At 48.1% G+C, this 19,007-nt stretch carries 13 protein-coding genes; 3 read left to right on the top strand and 10 right to left on the bottom strand.

All coding sequences use genetic code 11. The features are described 5' to 3' along the window. Positions 1–284 precede the first annotated feature (284 nt). The 3 genes from RIG68_RS09365 to RIG68_RS09375 are packed head-to-tail and all read left to right on the top strand — an operon-like array spanning position 285 to position 8,860. On the top strand, positions 285–3,461 hold the full coding sequence (locus RIG68_RS09365) for an efflux RND transporter permease subunit (protein ID WP_350121538.1): 3,177 nt from the start codon (positions 285–287) through the stop codon (positions 3,459–3,461). Further along, positions 3,454–8,187, top strand: coding sequence for an efflux RND transporter permease subunit (locus tag RIG68_RS09370; RefSeq protein WP_350121541.1), 4,734 nt, complete (start codon positions 3,454–3,456; stop codon positions 8,185–8,187). Before RIG68_RS09365 ends, RIG68_RS09370 begins: the two co-directional genes overlap by 8 nt. Next, positions 8,159–8,860 carry a hypothetical protein gene (locus RIG68_RS09375; protein WP_350121544.1) on the top strand — a complete coding sequence of 234 codons (702 nt, stop codon included), beginning with the start codon at positions 8,159–8,161 and terminating at the stop codon, positions 8,858–8,860. Before RIG68_RS09370 ends, RIG68_RS09375 begins: the two co-directional genes overlap by 29 nt. A gap of 168 nt (positions 8,861–9,028) precedes the next feature. Here the strand turns inward: RIG68_RS09375 and RIG68_RS09380 are convergent, their stop codons facing one another. The 10 genes from RIG68_RS09380 to RIG68_RS09425 all read right to left on the bottom strand — a co-directional run bounded on the left by RIG68_RS09380 (position 9,029) and on the right by RIG68_RS09425 (position 18,525). After that, positions 9,029–9,778 carry a hypothetical protein gene (locus RIG68_RS09380; protein WP_350121547.1) on the bottom strand — a complete coding sequence of 250 codons (750 nt, stop codon included), beginning with the start codon at positions 9,776–9,778 and terminating at the stop codon, positions 9,029–9,031. A 9-nt stretch (positions 9,779–9,787) separates the two neighbouring features. Continuing rightward, positions 9,788–10,924, bottom strand: a complete 1,137-nt coding sequence (locus RIG68_RS09385) for a zinc ribbon domain-containing protein (RefSeq protein ID WP_350121550.1) — start codon at positions 10,922–10,924, stop codon at positions 9,788–9,790. A gap of 703 nt (positions 10,925–11,627) precedes the next feature. Then, positions 11,628–12,449, bottom strand: coding sequence for a hypothetical protein (locus tag RIG68_RS09390; RefSeq protein WP_350121553.1), 822 nt, complete (start codon positions 12,447–12,449; stop codon positions 11,628–11,630). Between the two features lie 751 nt (positions 12,450–13,200). Beyond that, positions 13,201–13,416: an HU family DNA-binding protein gene (locus tag RIG68_RS09395; RefSeq protein ID WP_350121830.1), complete on the bottom strand. Its 216-nt coding sequence runs from the start codon at positions 13,414–13,416 to the stop codon at positions 13,201–13,203. 832 nt (positions 13,417–14,248) lie between these two features. Next, positions 14,249–14,467, bottom strand: a complete 219-nt coding sequence (locus RIG68_RS09400; RefSeq protein ID WP_350121554.1) for a hypothetical protein — start codon at positions 14,465–14,467, stop codon at positions 14,249–14,251. Positions 14,468–14,472: 5 nt separating this feature from the next. Further along, positions 14,473–15,222 carry a hypothetical protein gene (locus tag RIG68_RS09405; RefSeq protein WP_350121556.1) on the bottom strand — a complete coding sequence of 250 codons (750 nt, stop codon included), beginning with the start codon at positions 15,220–15,222 and terminating at the stop codon, positions 14,473–14,475. Continuing rightward, positions 15,219–16,736 (bottom strand): hypothetical protein, encoded by a 1,518-nt coding sequence (locus tag RIG68_RS09410; protein ID WP_350121558.1) that lies wholly within the window; start codon positions 16,734–16,736, stop codon positions 15,219–15,221. The genes RIG68_RS09405 and RIG68_RS09410 overlap by 4 nt, the downstream gene beginning before the upstream one ends. 360 nt (positions 16,737–17,096) lie before the next feature. Beyond that, positions 17,097–17,477, bottom strand: a complete 381-nt coding sequence (locus RIG68_RS09415) for a hypothetical protein (protein WP_350121560.1) — start codon at positions 17,475–17,477, stop codon at positions 17,097–17,099. A gap of 5 nt (positions 17,478–17,482) precedes the next feature. Continuing rightward, positions 17,483–17,812, bottom strand: a complete 330-nt coding sequence (locus RIG68_RS09420; RefSeq protein WP_350121562.1) for a hypothetical protein — start codon at positions 17,810–17,812, stop codon at positions 17,483–17,485. 98 nt (positions 17,813–17,910) lie between these two features. After that, complete coding sequence (locus RIG68_RS09425) at positions 17,911–18,525, bottom strand: hypothetical protein (RefSeq protein WP_350121564.1); 615 nt, start codon at positions 18,523–18,525, stop codon at positions 17,911–17,913. Between the last annotated feature and the right edge of the window lie 482 nt (positions 18,526–19,007).

A 19,007-nucleotide genomic window follows, 5' to 3' on the forward strand; every position in this document is an offset into this window, starting at 1 on the left:
AGACAGAAGACGGAAGTAACCAATAACTATTAACATTTAACAAGTAACCCCAAAAGCGTGAAAAAGATCGTATCCCTGGCTGAATTTCAACCCCTTACCCTAAAGGGCGTATGGTGGACCATTTCATTCCCTATATTTCGTGCCCCAAACAGCGGATTCGGTAGCCAACGGGAAGCGAATCGCTCAGGTGCGCCCTTTAGGGGTGCCCGGCTTAGGGCCGGGGCAAAATCCCAGTCGAAGCTCCCAATCACCAATTCCCTATTCACCCTCCTAACCCAACAGCTTTGAAAAAGATCGTCTCATTAGCCGTTTCCTACCCTATTACCATTCTCATGATGGTGATGGCGGTCATCCTTCTTGGATCCATTTCCTTCGATAAGCTGGGGATAGAGCTCTTCCCTGACCTGAAGAACCCCACCCTTTTCGTTGAGCTCAAGGCCGGCATCCGGCCGCCATCGGAGATCGAAAAACAGTTCGTGGAAAACATCGAGTCCATTGCCATCCGTCAGAGTGGTGCCGTGGAAGTCAGCTCTATCAGCCAGACGGGCTATGGCAGGGTAACCGTGCACTACGACTGGGGCAAAGACATGGACGAGGCTTTCCTCGATCTGCAGAAGTCGCTGTCGAGCTATTCGCTAAACGACGACATCGATGAGTTCGCCATTTCGCAGTTTGACCCCAATGCTACGCCGGTCATGATCCTGGGCATCTACAATCCGGCGTCCAACGATTTTGATGCCCTGCGCAGAGTAGCCGAAACCAACTTCAGGAACGAGCTCATCCGTCTGCCGGGCATTGCCGAAGTGCGTCTTTCAGGAGAGCAGGAAAAAGAGATTGTGCTCGAAACAGACCCTCATCAGCTGGCGGCCTTTGGGCTCACAGTGAATGACCTGGTAGCCAAAATTCAAAGCTACAACCGCAACGTTTCCGGCGGCTTCATTGAAGAGCTGGGCAGAAAATACATCATCAAAGGCCTGGGTATTATAGAGCAACCCGAAGACCTGGAAAACCTCGTGGTGGGCTACACTACCGCAGGAACTTCCACGCCGGCAGCCAGCACAGCACCCGTAACAACTACTTCAACTGAAACAGCACAAACAACTAATAATCAGTCAGTAACAAGTAATCAAGTTCCAGTATTGCTTCGGGAGGTCGCCACACTCAAAATCATGGACAAAGAAGCCGGTAGCATCGTGCGGGTGAACCAGCGCAGAAGCCTGGGCATGTCCATTTACAAGGAAACAAGGTACAACACGGTGAACGCTGTGAACGAGCTCACCGAGGTGCTGGAAGGCCTCAAGACCTCCGTGCCCGGCTACGAGTTTGTGATCATCCAAAACCAGGGAAGGTTTATCCAGGGAGCCATCGACGAGGTAAAAGAATCGGGCTTGTACGGCGCCTTGTTTGCCATGCTGGTACTCTTTGTTTTCCTGCGCCGGATCGGCTCCACGCTGGTCATCAGCATTGCCATTCCCATCTCCATCATAGCCACCTTTAACCTGATGTACTTCAATGGGCTTACCCTGAACGTAATGACGCTCGGCGGACTGGCCCTCGGTGCGGGCATGCTGGTCGACAATGCCATTGTGGTGGTGGAAGCCATCTTCCGCAAACGGGAAGAAGGCCTCAGTGTCATAGACGCTGCCATTGCCGGTACGGCCGAGGTAAGCGGGGCCATTACCGCCTCTACCCTGACGACCATCATCGTGTTCCTGCCCATCGTTTACTTGCAAGGCCCGTCCGGTGAACTCTTCCGTGACCAGGCCTGGACAGTAGCCTTTTCTCTGCTTTCTTCTCTGGCAGTTGCTATACTCGTAATTCCTACCTTGTTCGCTAGGGTATTCAAAAACGACAAAACAGTGCTGGAAGTACAGCCACTGAAGTTCACCCGCTACCGCAGCTTCCTCGACGGTGTGCTTAAATACCGCATCGCTTTCATCATTGCCTCGTTGGTACTGGTGGTGGGGTCGTTTCAGCTGGTGTCAGTCATTGGCAGCGAATACATGCCGCAGTCGGGCACACGGGCCATCTCGGTAGACCTCAAGCTCGCCAACGGCACCGCACTGGCCCGCACGTCATCAACGGTCGGACAGATCGAAGCCCAGCTGTTTCAACTTTTCGAAGGGCAACTCGACAAAGTGTATGCCCATATTGGGCCGGAGCAAAGTCAGTCGGGTATCGAAAACGAGAATGTGTACGAAGAAAACACGGCCAACCTGAAGCTGATCTTCAACGAAAGCACCGAGCTGGCCATTGCCTCCATCACCGACAGGCTGTCCACCTATTTCGAAAGCATTCCCGGACTGGAAGCCACCTTTTCCAACGATGAAAGTGCCTTAAACTCCGTGCTGGGCGAAGAGCAAATGCCTTTGGCCGTCGAGATCAGTGGCTCCGACTTCAAAACCCTCGGTTCGTTGTCCGACTCCGTCATTGCCGTGATGACCCGCAACGCCGACATCTACGAACCCATGTCGAACCTCGAGCAGGGCGTGCCCCAAATCCAGGTGGATGTGGACAAGTACAGGGCTGGCCTCTTCAAGCTGTCCATCGAAGACGTGGTCACACAAATCAAAGACCAGCTGGAAGGCAAGCATGCAGGCACCATCGAACGGGGCGGTGAGATGCAGGACATTGAAATCAAAGTGCCCGAGGTGTCGCTGGCCGACCTCGACAATATGCGGATCAAAAGCGGGGAGCAGGAAATTCCTTTAGGTGAGATCTCCCACATCACGACTGAGTTTGCCACCAACTCCATTTACCGAAAAAACCAAAACAGGGTGGTGCTTATCAGCGCCAGGGTGAACCAGGAAAAGCCTTACGATAAAGTGGTGAAGTCGCTGGAGGACGGTCTTTCAGGATTGACAGTGCCGCCGCAATACAAAATAGATGTGGCGGGCCAGGAGCTCAAGCGCAAGGAGTCGATGCAGAACCTTACTTTCTCACTCATCCTGTCCATTGTGCTGGTGTACATGGTGCTGGCTTCTCAGTTTGAGTCGCTGCTCCACCCCTTCACCATTTTGCTTACCATTCCGCTGGCCGGTGTGGGTGCCCTCCTCTCCTTCTTTATCCTGGGCATGCCCCTGAACATGATGGCCTTTATCGGCATCATCATGCTCACCGGTATTGCGGTGAACGATGCCATTATCCTGGTCGATAGCATCAATAAAAACAAGCGAGATGGCATGCCTATCCGGGACGCTATCCTCGATGCGGGCCAGCGACGGTTCCGGCCCATTATCATGACCAGTCTCACCACCATTTTGGCCCTGCTGCCCCTCACCTTCGGATTTGGTGAAAGTGCTGCACTCAGAGCGCCGATGGCCGTGGCTGTCATTGGTGGATTGGTAACGTCTACCCTGCTCACGCTGATTGTGATCCCGTGTTTTTACGAAACCATTGAAAGCATTGTCGAACGACTGGCCAATGTAAAACGCCGCCTTACCAAAGCCTCTCATGTCTAACACCGGACTTTTACATACCATCATCAAGCGGAAAGTACTGGTATCGATGCTCTTCATCGGGTTTTCGGTGATGGGCTATATCTCGTACAACAAGCTGCCGGTGGAGCTGTTCCCCAATGTGGAGCTGCCCATCCTGATTGTGCAGTTGAGTTCCGCCTCGGAGGTAGACCCTACCTACATGGAAAGCCAGGCCATCATTCCACTGGAAGGCGTGATTGGCACCCTGGAAGGCATTGACGAGATCAGCGCCACTGCCGACAGCCGGCAAGGGATGATCTTTATCTCCTTTGTGCAGGGCACCAATACGAAATACGCCTACCTCAAGCTGGAGCAAAAGGTGGCCAGCATCAAGGCTGACCTCACGCCGGAGTTTGTGGTCAATATCATCAAAGTCGATACCGACCAGTTCTCTAACGCCTTCATGGATGTGCAGGTGCTGGGCAGCGGTGGTGTAGACAGGGTACGGAACGTCACCGACCAGTACATCTTCGACCGCCTGAGCGAGATCGACGGTGTGGGTGGTGTGGAAGTGTTTGGCGGCAGGCAAAAGACCGTAGAGATCATCATGGACAACGCTGTGTGCGAAGCCCATGGCATCACGCCCAATACCATCAGCGGTGTGCTGTCTCAAAACTCCAACAAGAGTGCTTTTGTAGGCCAGGTAGAGCTCAACGGGCAGAATGTGTTTGTGAATGTGACCGCCGAGCTCAAAGACATCAACAATATCGAAAGCCTGGTGGTGTCGGAAAAAGGGCCTTTGCTCCTGAGTGATGTGGCCCAAGTATTCTTTGGGGTGAAAGAACAAACCACCCTCAGCCGGGTCAATGGCAAAGACGCTGTGTCGATCCGCCTCTCCAAAGACCGGCAGGCCAACCTGATTGCGCTTTCTGACAAGACACTTGCCGCCATCGACGAGCTCAACGAAGAGCTGGAGCCCATGGACGTGCAGATAGTGGTGCAGAACAACCAGGCCGAGGCGATGAGCAAAAACATCGACCAGATCCAGCAGCTGGCTATTACCGGCGGATTGCTCGCCATCTTCGTGCTGTGGGTATTCCTGCGCAGGCTGAAGTTCATCCTTAGCATTGCCCTGGCCATTCCCATTTCGGTCTACACGGCCTTCAACTTCTTTTACGCCTACGACATTTCCATCAATAGCCTCACGCTGATAGGTATGGCCCTGGCCATTGGTATGCTGCTCGACAACAGCGTGGTGGTGATCGAAAACATTTACCGCCATGTGGTGAACAAAAAACCGGCTGAAGAAGCGGTGGTGCAGGGTACCAAAGAAGTAATGCGGTCAGTCATCGCAGCTACTTTGACTACAGTCACGGTGTTCCTGCCCTTTATTTTCTCTACCAACTTTCTGGCAACCACCATTGGCACACAAATCGGCGTGTCCATTATCTCTACGCTGCTGGTGTCGCTGGTAGTGGCCCTGGTGCTGATTCCCATGCTGGCCCACGCCGCTATCGACAAGACCGACGAATCAAAGGCTCCATTAATTAAGAACGCTTCGATTCGTCAGCGCACCATCCAGATGTACATGGTCATCCTGAAGTCGTGCTTCAGAAGGCCCGCCTTTACCATCATCGGCGGCATTGTGCTGTTCTTTATCACCATTGGCCTCAGCCTGCTGATCAGCGTGGCCAGCCTCAACGAGGTGGAAACCGAGAACATGAACATGTTCGTGACTATGCCGCAAGGTGCTACGCTGGCTTCTACCGATTTGCTCACGCAAAAGGTAGAAGAAAAGGTGATGGCCATTCCTGTGGTGGACAAGCTAATCAGCCAGGTGTCGGAAGGCAGTTCCGTGCTGACTGTACAGGTGGTGGAAGGGTTCAATAAGCTGGACACCATTTCGGCAGCCGACCTGAGAAACAGGCTCAGTGCCATTGCCAAAGACTTCGAAGACCTCGACATCTCCCTCGATGCGCCACCTGCTTCCGCAGGCCAGGACGGTGGCGGCTTCTCCCCTTCCGACGACTTCGAGCGCATGCTGGGTATTGGCAGCGCTTCCGAGCAGGTCATTATCAAGGGCAACGACTTTGAAGCCATGCAGTCCATTGCCAACGACATCAATACCTTCATTGCAGGGCTGCAATCGGTGGAGCGCAGCACGGTGAACGTGAGCCCGGAGCGGCCGGAAGCCCATATTTTGTTTGACCAGCGCCGGATGAGTGCCAACAGCATCACCCAGCAGGATGTGTCAACAGGTCTCAACGACTTCCAGCCCTCCTTTGCTTCAGGCTCCAATTTTGTGAGCGGCGACGAAGAGTTTGAAATCACCATCCGCACGCAGGACCAGGTGGAATTGGCCGCCAAAGACATGAACGACCTGCGGGAAATGGACGTCACCAATGCCGCAGGCGCTACACATACCCTGTCCGACATTGGCTCGGTGATTTACTCGGCCGGTGAAAGCCGGATCAGGCGGCTCAACCAGGAGAAACGCATTGAGATCACCTACAGCTTTATCGATGAAGTGGTGAACTCCGAATCGCTGCTGGAGGCTTCCCGCCTGGAGATCGACCAGATTGTGGCCGGCATCAATATCCCCTCCGGCATTGTGGTGGACGTGGTGCACGACGAAGGCCTGTTCGACGAGTTCTATTTCCTCATTGCCGCCGCCATCGTCATCATCTTCATGATCCTGGCGGCAGTGTTCGAATCGCTCTACCTGCCCGTGGTGATCATGTTCTCTATTCCACTGGCTGCTATCGGGGCCTTTATCGGCCTCACGTTTACCGGCAACTCCCTGCTCAACGCCAATACCCTCATCGGCTTCCTTATCCTGCTGGGCGTGGTGGTGAACAACGGCATTATCCTCATCGACTATTCGCATTTGCTCCGCCGCCAGGGCTATAACAAATACAGGGCCCTGATCATGAGTGGCATTTCCCGGATCAGGCCCATCCTCATTACGTCCATCACCACCATTGTGGCCATGCTGCCATTGGCGCTGGGTGAAGCAGAATACGTGGTCAGCATTGGGCAACCCTTTGCCATTACCGTGATGGGCGGGCTGGCCTTTGCCACCATCCTCACGCTGATTTACATCCCTACCATGAGTGCAGGCTTCGAAAGTGTGCTCGATTGGTTCAGAGGACTCAAGCCAGTGATAAAATTCTCGCAGATCGGCCTGATGACATTGATTACTCTGCTCATCTTCACCCAAATAGAAGGCTTCCTCTGGCAGTCGATCTGGTTCCTTTCGGCCCTGATCCTTGTGCCGGGTGGCACCCATTTCATCATGACCTCCCTGCGCCAGGCCAACGCCAAAATGGTGAGCAAGGACGAGAAAATGCATATTGAAGTGCAGAACCTCACCAAAGTGTATGGCAGACCCGGCCGCTGGCTGCGGGAATGGAAAGGCAACAAGCGCCTGTTTGACGAGCGGGGTGAAGAAATCATCACAGGAAAAAGCATCCTTCAAAACCTGATCTGGCAAGTGGCCCTGATGGGTTTCCTCGTCTATTTTGTCTACTTCTTCCTCGACAAAGCCTTCTGGCAGCTGGTGTTCATGATGGCCCTGCACGCCCTGCTCCTTTCCATCTTCCACGATGTGGAGCAATGGGCCGACGACAAGCGACCACGGTTGTTCAGCTTCCTGAGCGGACTCCTCTACTGGGTCTTCCCCATTGCCAGTGCCGTGTACCTCTACGCCGATATACAGGTAAAAGGCTTAGGCATTGTGCTGATCCTGCTGTGGTTCATTGGCCTGTTCCTGGTGCGCATGGCCAATACGCTGGCAAAGAAAACAGTAGACCCAGCGCAAATCACCGGGCGCTTCAAAGGCATCCGGCGCTTGTACTGGAAGCTGATCCTGGCCATTCCGTATGTGAAGCCTAAGAAGTCGCAGTTCAAAGCGCTGAAGGGTGTGAGCCTTACCATTGAGCAGGGTATGTTTGGCTTGCTGGGCCCCAACGGCGCCGGTAAAACCACCCTGATGCGGATTTTGTGCGGCATCATGGACCAGAGCTATGGCAAGATCTGGATCAATGGCCACGACACCACCCTGAAGCGGGAAGAGCTCCAGGGCCTCATTGGCTACCTGCCCCAGGCTTTTGGCACCTACGAAAACATGACGCCCTACCAGTTCCTCGACTACCAGGCCATCCTGCGGAAGATCAGCAACAAAAAAGAAAGAGAAGACAGGGTGCAGTACGTGCTCAAGGCCGTGCACATGGACGAGCACCAGCACAAAAAGATTGGTTCTTTCTCCGGCGGCATGAAGCAGCGCATTGGTATTGCCCAGATTTTGCTCCACCTGCCTAAAATACTGGTAGTGGATGAGCCCACGGCCGGTCTCGATCCTTTGGAGCGCATCCGCTTCCGCAACCTGCTGGTGGAGCTGAGCCGGGAGCGCATTGTGGTGTTTTCCACCCACATCATCGAAGACATTGCCAGCAGCTGTAACCACCTGGCGGTGCTCATCTCCGGTAATATCGAATACAACGGCAGTCCTACCAGTATGGCCGAGCTGGCCAAAGGCAAGGTGTGGGAATTCCACCTCTCGCCGGAGCAGTTTGAAGAAGAAAAAGGGCATTATGTGATTGTCCACCATATGCGGGAAGGCGACAAGATTAGGGTGAAATGCCTGGCGGGTGAGCAGCCAAGGCCCGATGCCACGCCGGTGCGGGCCAACCTCGAAGACGCTTACCTGTGGTTAATGAAAAGTAAAAACAACAAAGCCAATGAAGAGCTACCTGTTCCTGCTGTATAGACTGATCACCTACAATGTGAAGGTCATCTTCGCCAACAAGTTTGTATACTTTGTGGTGGCGGCCTTCCTGTTTTTTGGGTTTATCGTGCTCATTGCCATCTTCGACGACCCCAACTTCAACGAGGCCGTTATTTACGGGTTCCTGGTGTTCCCCGGCCTGTTGCTCATCTTCTACCCCATGGCCTATGGCATTCAAAACGACGACGACTCCAAAATGCTGGAAACCATCTTCGGCATTCCCAACTACCGCTACAAGGTGTGGCTGGTGCGCTTTGTGATCACCGCCGGCGTGGCGGCCAGTATCCTGCTCGTGCTGGCAGCGCTGGCCAACTTCACCCTGCTCCGCTTCGACATTTTGCCTATGCTGGGCCAGGTCATGTTTCCCATTGTCTTTCTTTCCTCGGTGGCCTTTGTGGTGTCTACCCTCATCCGCAATGGCAACGGCACGGCCATCGTGATCGTGATCATTGCCTTTATGTTCTTTGTGTTTGCCAACCCGCTGCAAAGCAGCCCCTACAACGTGTTCCTCAACCCCTTCAGCGAACCCCGTGACATGAGCGAGTTCATCTGGACCACCATCATTTTCCGCAACCGCCTCTACCTGCTGGTAGCCACGAGCCTATGCCTGCTTTACGGGATGTATAATTTGCAGTACAGGGAGCGGTTTATTTGAGGAAAATGCAGATTGGGTTAGGGATATGAAAAAGGCGCTCACGACGCATAAATCAACAATTCTTTCTAGCCACCTAGGGCCTCCTTGCAAAAAACTCATTCATGATGGTGAGAATTCGCACTAATTTCACTTTAAATGTTTTGAAGATGAAATGGGTTAGCCACTGAACTAGGCGACGTTACCTTTTTTAGAAAAGTCAATAAGATGTAACAGATCATCGATCACAATTCTTAAATCATCTTTGATTTTGTCTAAATCTGCTTTTTTTGCACTGAATCTCCGATTATGTGCACTTAAATCTCCATATTTTTTTATTTGCGGCAGACTCGATGCCGTATTTCTACTTATAGACCAGGAGTTTTCAGATTGAAATTTTACGATTAAATCACTTAGGAAAAAAAAGTGATCATCAGGCCCCTTTATTTTTGATTCAATTTGATGTTTTTCGAAACATTCAATTATCAGCGTTTCGATGAGCTTTCTAGTCATCACTAAAGATGCATCATACAGTCCTACGTCATAGCAAATGCAAGCTTGCTTAGCAATTTTCTCCAAGTACCCTCTCGTATCTTGAAACAGAGACATTGGAAAAAGGTCGTTAGTTGGTTTTGGGATTTGAACTTCACCAACTTCCTGATCGATACTGAGCTTTCGGCGCCTTTCCAACAAGTACTGAGTACCTCTCTTTATGAATTTCTGGTGTTTACTCTTTTTTGAAAACTTACCCAAATATGCATTGATATTCGAGTACGCTGGGATATGAAGGGAGCTAAAACAGCCTTCAATTTCCTTCGCTTTTGCACCTCCTTCTTTTTTTTCTATTATAAGAATATAGTAAACGAGGTAGTCAATCTGCTCGGCGCTACTCAACGAGTCAAAATGTGGAAGGCGACCAACAAACGTTTCCAATGACTCCATTACCTAAAGCTACCAATTATCTTCAACGTAAATCTCACCATGTCTTGAAAGCCGCCATGATCCATTTTCCCCTTCTTCAAACCAGGCTTTTGAGTTTTTGAAATTGATAATTTGCTGCCTAAGATGCTTCGGTCGTTTGTCCAGTTGCAAAACTCGATAGGCATAATCTATATTGCCGTCGGAGAAACTATTCTGCCCCAATATTTTGGTGATATAGTATGCAATTGTGAGAATTCTTTTTCCGGTGTTTTTTCCAGGAGTTTTATCTTCATAAAATTTCCCAAGAGTCTTTTCACCGCTGTGAGTATCAAATTTTTCCTGAACAACATTCTTTGCTAAGGTCTTCTTTGTTGTGAGGTTTTGTGGTTTTTCCTTTGGCTTATTAACCGTCTTGCTTGATAGTTTCTGCCTTTTGCCAGGGCTACCATTTTTTCTTTGAACTATCTCCTTTGCTCTTTCTATTCCATTGTCAAGAAGAGAGTATATTCCATCTCCTAGCGGATTTACGTCTCCTGACTTCACTGTTGCATTCAAATAGGGAGTAAGTTGACTAATTCTTTTCTTATTTTTTCTTCGGGATGATTCATATGCCTCTATGAGATTTTGACGAGTGAAGGTCTTAACTCCAAAGTCAGACGAGTAAAAAGCATAAACAACTATCCATTCAGATTCATTTGCTGGAAGATTTTTTATTGCTATCGTATCAAGGCTTGGGTAACCTTTAGCTGAGTCCGATATTTTTTCTTGTTTTCCGTCGTTTTTCTTTTCAATCTCCTCTAAACTAGTGTCTGTGACATCAATAGTATTGTCTTTGAGATCAGCGCTTTGTGAACTATCGCTACTGAAGAGTAGCTGTCTACTAGTAACAATTTTGCCAAACGTTTCCACAACATCCTTACCTATCGGATCTGTAAATCTGGCTTCAAAGGTTCTGCCATCAGAGTTCTCTTTAAATGTTATTTCGTTAAAAGCACCGGAACTACTTTCCACGCTTGTGACCGCAGTCCCACAAGCGCTACAAAAATTAGATTTTGAAGTAAAGCTTTGATTACACTTCTTACATTTCAACGGGGTACCGCAATTCGTACAAAATAATCCACCTTTTAAAATCCGGCTGCTACAACTAGGGCAAACAATTTCTTCCATTCCGTGGCGACTATTTAGTTTACTAAGAATGCGGACATCTAACTCATTTGGAGTAAATACACCTATTTTAAGCTAAAAGTAGTCTCTTTTTCACTCATTCTGTAGGATAATCATCTTTTTCTCTTTTCTTCCCTCTCCAAGGCACACACGACAAGCGCTTATGGTGGGGTCAGGCAAGCGCTTTTGGTAAAATGGTTATTTTATTATGCTCTGAAACGACTGAAATAAGGTTTTGAGGGAAGAGAATGACGGTTTATTGACTCTGATCTGCCATAGCTTTCATCACCATAGTCATTTCATAGCGCAGCGGAGAAGTCTCCAAGACATACCACCGAGGACAGATATAGCGCCTGATCCACTTTAATGCCATTACCCAGGGGATCCCTCGCTCGTTCCTCGCAATCGGGATGACGCTGGTATGGGGAGGTCGGTTGTACTTATATTTCGTTGATTCAATGTTGCTGAACAGCCAACCTCTCTAAAAGCATCGTCATTTCGTAGTGAAACGGAGAAATCTCCCTGACATACCACCCAGGACTGATACAGTGCCTTATCCATCCTAGTGCAATCATCATGGGGATGCCGTTCCTGCGTCGGGTTCCACGTCGGCTCGCTCGTTCCTCGCAATCTACATGACGGCAACCTTGGGCAAAGAAGTGGACGAAATAACGACACTCTCATTTGCAGCCATTAACTAATCGGGTCAAAGTTGACTAGCATCGGAATTTTTAACAGCTGTCAGGGTAATTGTTTTTCCTTTCACCTGTAGTCGAGAATTTACTACATCAAGAGATAGGTCTGTTGCTCGAATATCATAAGCATAAGCTACATTGTCTTCAGAAATAATTATTAGGTATTCCACACCAGGCAAATCCGATCCACCCGGATGATACTTTCCCTTTATCGATGTAGTGAAATCTCCTACCTTAACTTTAGCTCTAACTGTTACCGAACCATCAATAAAACTTAGGACAAAGGGAAGTTTGTTATGTTCTAAAGTAAAGTCATAAGAAAAAGTGCCGCTTGACGACGATTGTCTAGAACAATAGGAATTCTTAAAGGCCATTTCTTCGTCAAGGAGACCTCCTATAGCAGACAATAACGTTTTCCAATCGTCAGAAGTTAAATTACTCCAATTTCTCTCTATACCGACTTTAGCTTCAACTGTTCTAACAATATCCCTTAACAAACTATTTGCACTTACTATCTCAGCCATCGATTGGGGCGGTGATAGTTTAGTTCTTGCAGTTCCAGAATACATACCTATTGCATAGTTACCCAAACGATACAAAGTATTCCACATTTCATAGCTATGATCATGGTTGGCATTCGCTCTTCGATGACCATTCGTAGTACCCATGGCCCTCTCAGCATTGTTTTTTAAAGCCCTTAAATTGCGTAATTCTGGCTCTATTATTCTGTAGGTTCCGCTTTCCCAGGGAGTCATATAACGCTCACAAGCAGAAACGTCAGAACTAAAAGATAGTACAAAAACAAAAATGGGAGGTAGTAGCAGATTTTTCATACAGCATAGATTTTAGTTTAAAATTTAGCGTGGGTAAATTTCAACTAGCTGCTCACCTACTAGGGACGTCCTTGAGCCGTCTCACATTTAAAACGTAGTTAGACTAAACATTGTTCTTTGCTCTACGAACAATTCAGAATCAAAAGGGAAGAAAATTTCAGTTTTATTAAATTGATACAATAAACCTCCTTTATAGCACCACTTTTGATTTTTTTACAAAACTTGACCACAAAAAACAATTCGCCTTCAAAGAATTCAAGATCAAACAGAGTCTCATCGTATTTGCAGTATTTGGCTTACGGCCAGTGCAGGCGAGATCTAAACAGAGTGATAGTGAAGTGAGCCAGAACAGAATCCCCCGACCTGGACGGAGGTTTATCTGGCTTGCTGCCCGGCTTTGAGGATTCCTCGCCCCTTCGTTGCAACCGGGGTGATGCTGGTGTGGTGGCAGGGCTGGCACCCAGTTTCCAACCATCTTGCCATGGCGTGTCTGTTAGTTGATTGAGGTTTGAGCCAAAGCCTGAAGCTTAGGTAAGCAGCATCAAATCTTACTTTTGCCCTCCCGATTAACCCAATAAAAAAAGGCCCGAAGGCCTTTTTCATCATCTTAACCGGCAGTGAAACTGCTCACCTCCTGGGCTTTTTACGTCGGGTCTTTAAAAGTTGGCGTTGAGTTTTGGTTTTCCGGCCAACTTTTCTGAAAAGTTCACCATCTTTTTTCAAACCCTCACCAACTTTTTCAGGCCCTAAATCAGGGAGTGCTACCGTTAGTTGGCTCCGGTGGCATGCTGCCATTGTTTTTCCTTTTAAAGTCCGCTGCCTGGAGGGTTCTCATAAAGATTTTACCCGGCTTAAACCTTACTTTGGCTGCCGAGATATTACTCTTCTTGAACTCTTCGGGGCTGGCTGCTCCTTCTGACTTCACACTGGTGTAAAAAGTACCCAGGTCACCCCCAACGGAAGGCAGCTATCAGTTATTAGAACAAAGCGCACAGCCGTTCGATAGGTACCCAGAGCAACTGCTTTAACCACGAAACCTTGTACCACTACCAGTGAAGCCTTCGTGTGGGTAGGTGTTAAGCCCTTATGCGGGTTGGTGACAAGCCGTTGTCCGTTGGCTGTTAAGCCGTTGTCCGTCTTCAGTTAAGCGCTTGTCCGTTGGCAGATAAGCGCTTATGAGGGGGTGAGACAAAGGCTTATGAGGTACCGAGACAAGCGCTTATCATAGGGTGAGACAAGCGCTTAACAGGTACCGGGATAAGCGCTTGTGATTCAACGACCCTGTTTTTGTGTCCTGAAACGATTGAAATGGGCTTATTTGGGGGTAAAGCCTCTCCGCTACAGCTTCGAACACAACCGTCGTTTCGTTGCCCAGCAAGATGATTCTCGTAATCGGGACTGTAGCTATTGCTTTATCGCCAACACCCGGCGTCTGACGGCCGCCGCCCTATGGCCTTCCCGCCGTACCGACGCCTGGCCGCTGTAGAGCCCCGAAACCGAAGCTGGTACCTCAAAAAAAGACCCTTGCCGCTTCGAAGATTAAAGAGGTTACACCTGCGGGGTGGTGAGAGTAACCTCTTTAATTAGAGTTTGCTCTGCAAGGGTGTTGCTACTTTCCTGCCTTCGCTTCATGGGTAAGGAGGTAGTCGGCATTCTCTCTCACATGTATGGCATAGGTGCCCCGGGTGGGGAAAGTGGGTCTGGCTGTGAAAGGCCCATTGGGACTAGGGAGTGCTGAGGGCAGAGGCTACAGCAGCGAAAATTTATCGTAAACTCAGAAATAAGGATCTTTACTCGCACTAATCACATCTTTTTTCCCATTTACATTTCACTTTTCCATTTTTCATTCTCTTGCATACCTTCACCTTCCTGCAGGCTGGTTTTAATTTTTCTTTTACATGAATAACAAATGATTCAAACACGAGTTCTTCATCGACTCCCAGCTTATTTATTGCCTCATTGAGTGCTTTTTCGATTTCTTTATTAAAATGCGATTCGTCAATTTGGTTTAATTTCATTGTTCTCAATGGTCAAGTGAATAAATGATTATCTCATGATTAAGAGGAGAGGCATCTCCCTGTGTATTAACTAAAATATGAATGGGTCCAACATATGAAGTGTCGGGAGCCACAGAGAAAACTGCGTTGGCGGAATTTAAACTATAGCTACCAGGCCGAACCCTAAAATTCCCAATGGAATTTTGAGCTGAATCTGTTGCGGTTACTTCTATGGGATGATTGTTTGACACCATCCCGACAGGTGCTAAAAGTGCGATGCTCAGTTCAATCTCATTTCCAAAGCCTCTGACCACCCCAATCTTGCTGGGTGTAACAGAAATTTCATTCGGGTAATTCCTGGCAAATTCTACCTCAACTCTCTCCTGAAATCCCGCCACCTGAACCTGTATGATTGCCTTACCCGCATCAGCCCCTGCTTTTAGCTGGGCTTCAACAAGGTGTTTGTTAGTGCCGCCCATGCTTCTTCGATAAGAAGTGCCTGAAAACTTTTGCGTTCCTGAGCTAACAAACGTGCCCAGATTTGTCTCTATCGAAACAGTCACGGTGTCGGCCTCAATCGGCAGCTCTACAACGATGGACGTTGTATCCAGCCCATTGGCTGATACCAGGCTTCTGGATGGCGTCACATTGACGATGACATCGTCAACGTTGAAGTTCGAAAGATCGTAAGCCTCGTCATCATAGAGAACGCAGGACCCCAGCCCCAGGCAAATGATTATTGGCAGAAAGAAATTGATAGCTCTCACGTTGTTCATTTTTTAAATATTGATTCAAATCCATTAAGTAGCTCCCGGAGTTCAATATCAGCTGATAGCCCAACGAATGGAGTGCATGCAAGGGATTTCGTGCTTATTACCGGGTTCTCGTCCAGTTTGTTAAACCAAAGCGCCCCTCCGGAAATCATAAAAGAATGACTAAAAAGTTTTAAGCCAACGCCGGTTAAGACTGAACTGGAACCGTAAAGGTCGTCCCGCTTTCCAGGTTCAGCCACAGACGAGAGTGTGACCCCAAACATTAACGAGGGGTATTTCCAGAAAGAATGATTGGGATAGTTTTTCCAGGGAGTATTTTTGTCCAGAGGAACGAAATTAACGTGAACGCCGACATAGGGGCTCATTCGGGTGAAGTCCCTCTGCAAGCCGTAAGCCACCAGCCCAAAATCAGGTTTCAGGTAAGACCGTGCTCTCGTTTTGAATTCATAGGTCACCGATGATATTTTTATTTCGGTGGGCACTGTGTGAAAGCCCTGAGAGTAGAAAGCCTGCATTACCTTTTGATTGATATTGCACATTGCTTTAAGGTTCTCTGCTGCGGTATGAACCTGATCAACAAAATCCTTTAAGCCCTTGTATTGGACTTCGTCAATCCCACAGCTCTTTGTCAGGTACATCTGCTGAATTTTCGGAAAAACCTTATCCATCTTTTCGGCCAGTTTAGAAATAGCATTTGACCGGCTACAGGCAGAGGCTTTGGTATTGCCAGCATAGTAACCGTCCAGCAGTTTTTTGAGAGCGGCCGTGTCGCTATTTTCCTTGTCGAGTTGAATAAACAGCTCCAGGTCGTCACACTTATTGATACATTTTGCTATTGTAGTGTCAGAAGCCAGGCAATTCAGGACAGAACTCAAGTCAAGCGTTTTTGCTCCCGCCAACAGCCTTTTTTGGGCAGTCTCCAGGCTATCATAGATCTCGAATGCTAACTTCAATTTTCCTTTCTTAAAAATACTTTTCACTGAATCAACTGATGGAATCATCCAGGAAACTCCTATTTCTTCCAACTGCTGATCCTCCATCGCCTGTATTTCTTTTGCCAGCTGCGAGGTATCGTTGGTTTTTGCGTACTCACGGTACATCGAAAATGCCCTGGGGTCGCCATAGTTAACCAGAATAGAGTAGTCTTTATTTGCTCGTAAGGTAGTGTTGTTGCCAGGTCGGTCATCAAATCGAATGAATGCATAACTTTTTCCGTCTTTCGTTTCATGTTCGATACCGTCTGAATTAATGCCAGGAATTTCCAAACTTGAAAAAAAAGGTCTTTCCATTTTGTTTACGATCTCCTCATACCATCTTCTTCCCTTTTTTGTCTCGATAACGTCAACGTAGTTAACAACCTCCTTTGTCTCCAGTTTTAAAACAAAAGTTCGGTCGAAAGGTATTTGTTCGGAGGCAGTTCCTGTGGTCCTATCCAGCTCAATTATGGGCACCGTCTGGGCACAAATCCATTGAGATATTGCCAATGTAAGTGTCGTAAATAGTAGTATTTTTCTCATGTCGTCGAAAATTCAAATAATTCCGTTTTGCCATATAGGCTCACCCTTTGTTCAGGCCAATTATAACTATCGTCTGCTGAAAAGCACTCAATCAGTTCATGTCTTAAGTGATTGAGTGACATCCAAATTATCTCCAAAAATGACATTACTAAATAACCGAAATTTTGTGTGAGTGTAAATACTCAAAATACAGTATTTGTATCAATTGGAAGATTGCACGTTAGATATTACCAGGTGATATGATTACAAAAATGTCGATAAGGCCGCAAAATATGAATCCTACCTAATACAGGCTATTTAGGTAGCACGGGCTAAGAGTGAAATACTCCTTTGGGTAGGGCTCCCATCTCCCCGACCGATTTATCCAGGCCGCTCACAACAGCAAACGACACGAGGTTCCGGTTGTTCATTGTCCTTCGGATACTGAATATCGGAGAAAACAATCACAGCCAGGCCCAGCATGGCCACCGCCAGAAACAATGCATGGGAAGTACCAAATAGCCGAATAAATCGGTCGTGGCCCGGGCTTTCTTTGTCGCCCTGGTGGGTTTTGGATGTAGCAGTGGAATACACCAAAATACCAGCCAGCGTAGAGAAGGCTAGAAGCACACATACCACAACAACCAACCAAAATAAAAGCGGCGTGGCAGGTTCTTTGTAGCTATCAAGCACATATGCGAAGCCTCCTGCTGACAACGCAAGGGTATATTTATTAAACTCAATGATTGATTCGTAGTTCATACTTGTCAGGGTTTACAATAAGGGCAGGCTTCAGTCAACGACACCTGATGGTCGAATACATTGGCATTTGCCGATCCTGCCTTTTTGCCAAGCGCAATCATCCCCACGGTTACATCCCGGCTATTCACTTCTTCAGCGCCCTTTGTCCTTTCTCGATTAGCATCAGCAATTGAATCAATCAGGGTTGTTTTCAGAAAATGTAATTCGTGATCGTGAATATCGTGAAGAAGGGAAAAGGTAACTTTCGACAGCGGAGCCATTGCGCCAGGCGCCATTTCCAGCCCTTTTGCCCTTAGTCCCGCAGTAACTTCGGTAATTGCAGATTGTTGATCCATGGCTTTTCAATTTGGTTATTTGTTTACAACAGTCGCCGACACTGCGTTTTTTGATCTGAATCATATGTTCGTACTAAACTTGTCTGAATATGGGCTTGCTATCTATTTTTAGGCACCCCACGCCTCAGCCAGGCAATACCAAACATCCAAAGGGAGAACGACTCTCCCCAAAACACAGCCCCTTTAAATAATGGCGTATTATCGTGACTAGCTTCGTACCAGAAGGCCGATATTGTAAATGCCAGCCCTATCAACACCAGCAATCCGAACAGCTTATAGAAAGACTGGAAGTACATTGCACGTGAGAATTTCGTTAGCACAACAAACCCCATGATGAATATGAACAGCACGGCCGAAATGTTGTGTATCCAGCCTCTAAATAAGTCGTTGTGTGAATAGAACAAGCTGCTGATGTCTCCACCAAATTTGGTGGGCACGAGAGCCACCAGCAGAGCGCATCCACCGCCAATATGGGTGAGCAGGTTCTCGCTTACTTTTTCACCCTCAATGGTGCGGCCCTTATAGGAAATAAGGATGAGACCGAATGCAAACAGGATGCCCGTAAACACAACGCTCATTTTAGTATAGTAGAAAAAGCTGATTGAGCTTTCCACATCGCCTCTATTTCCGAGGATCAAAACTAAAGGCAGAGCGATGCCGAGAACGCCGATGACCACCCGCAAGGTGCGGTAGGAAGGGTTGATTTGTTCCATGCGATTAAAAAGAAAAGCTTACCATTTTCATCGATAAGCTGTCAAAAGATAATAAATATACCGTGGATTGCGAAGACAGGCAATACCAAATTTTAAGTATTTCTGATCGCATGATCGTTCGATATGTTGAGCTGGTACACTATGCCAGATAAGTATGGATCGATGGGCCATCTCGCCCTGGCGTCAGCGTCCACTGCTGTTGATATGAAAAAAAGCCGGCCGGTCGACGCTTCCCTCATCAAGCTCCGAAACCAAAGCTGACACTAACAACAAACACCCCTTGCCGCTCCGAAAATTAAAGGGATTACACTTTCAGGGTGGTGAGAGTAACCCCTTTAATTACATTTGGCTCCGAAAGGGTGTTATTACTTCCCTGCCCGCACCGGTGGTAAATTCGAACCAACACCGTCCTTTCCTTTGAACATTGACACGCACAAGCAAGTTAAATGATACGAAGAAGCAAGCAAGGCTGCGGTAATCAC

It is taken from the genome of Imperialibacter sp., from assembly GCF_040222385.1.
Taxonomy (GTDB): Bacteria; Bacteroidota; Bacteroidia; order Cytophagales; family Cyclobacteriaceae; genus Imperialibacter.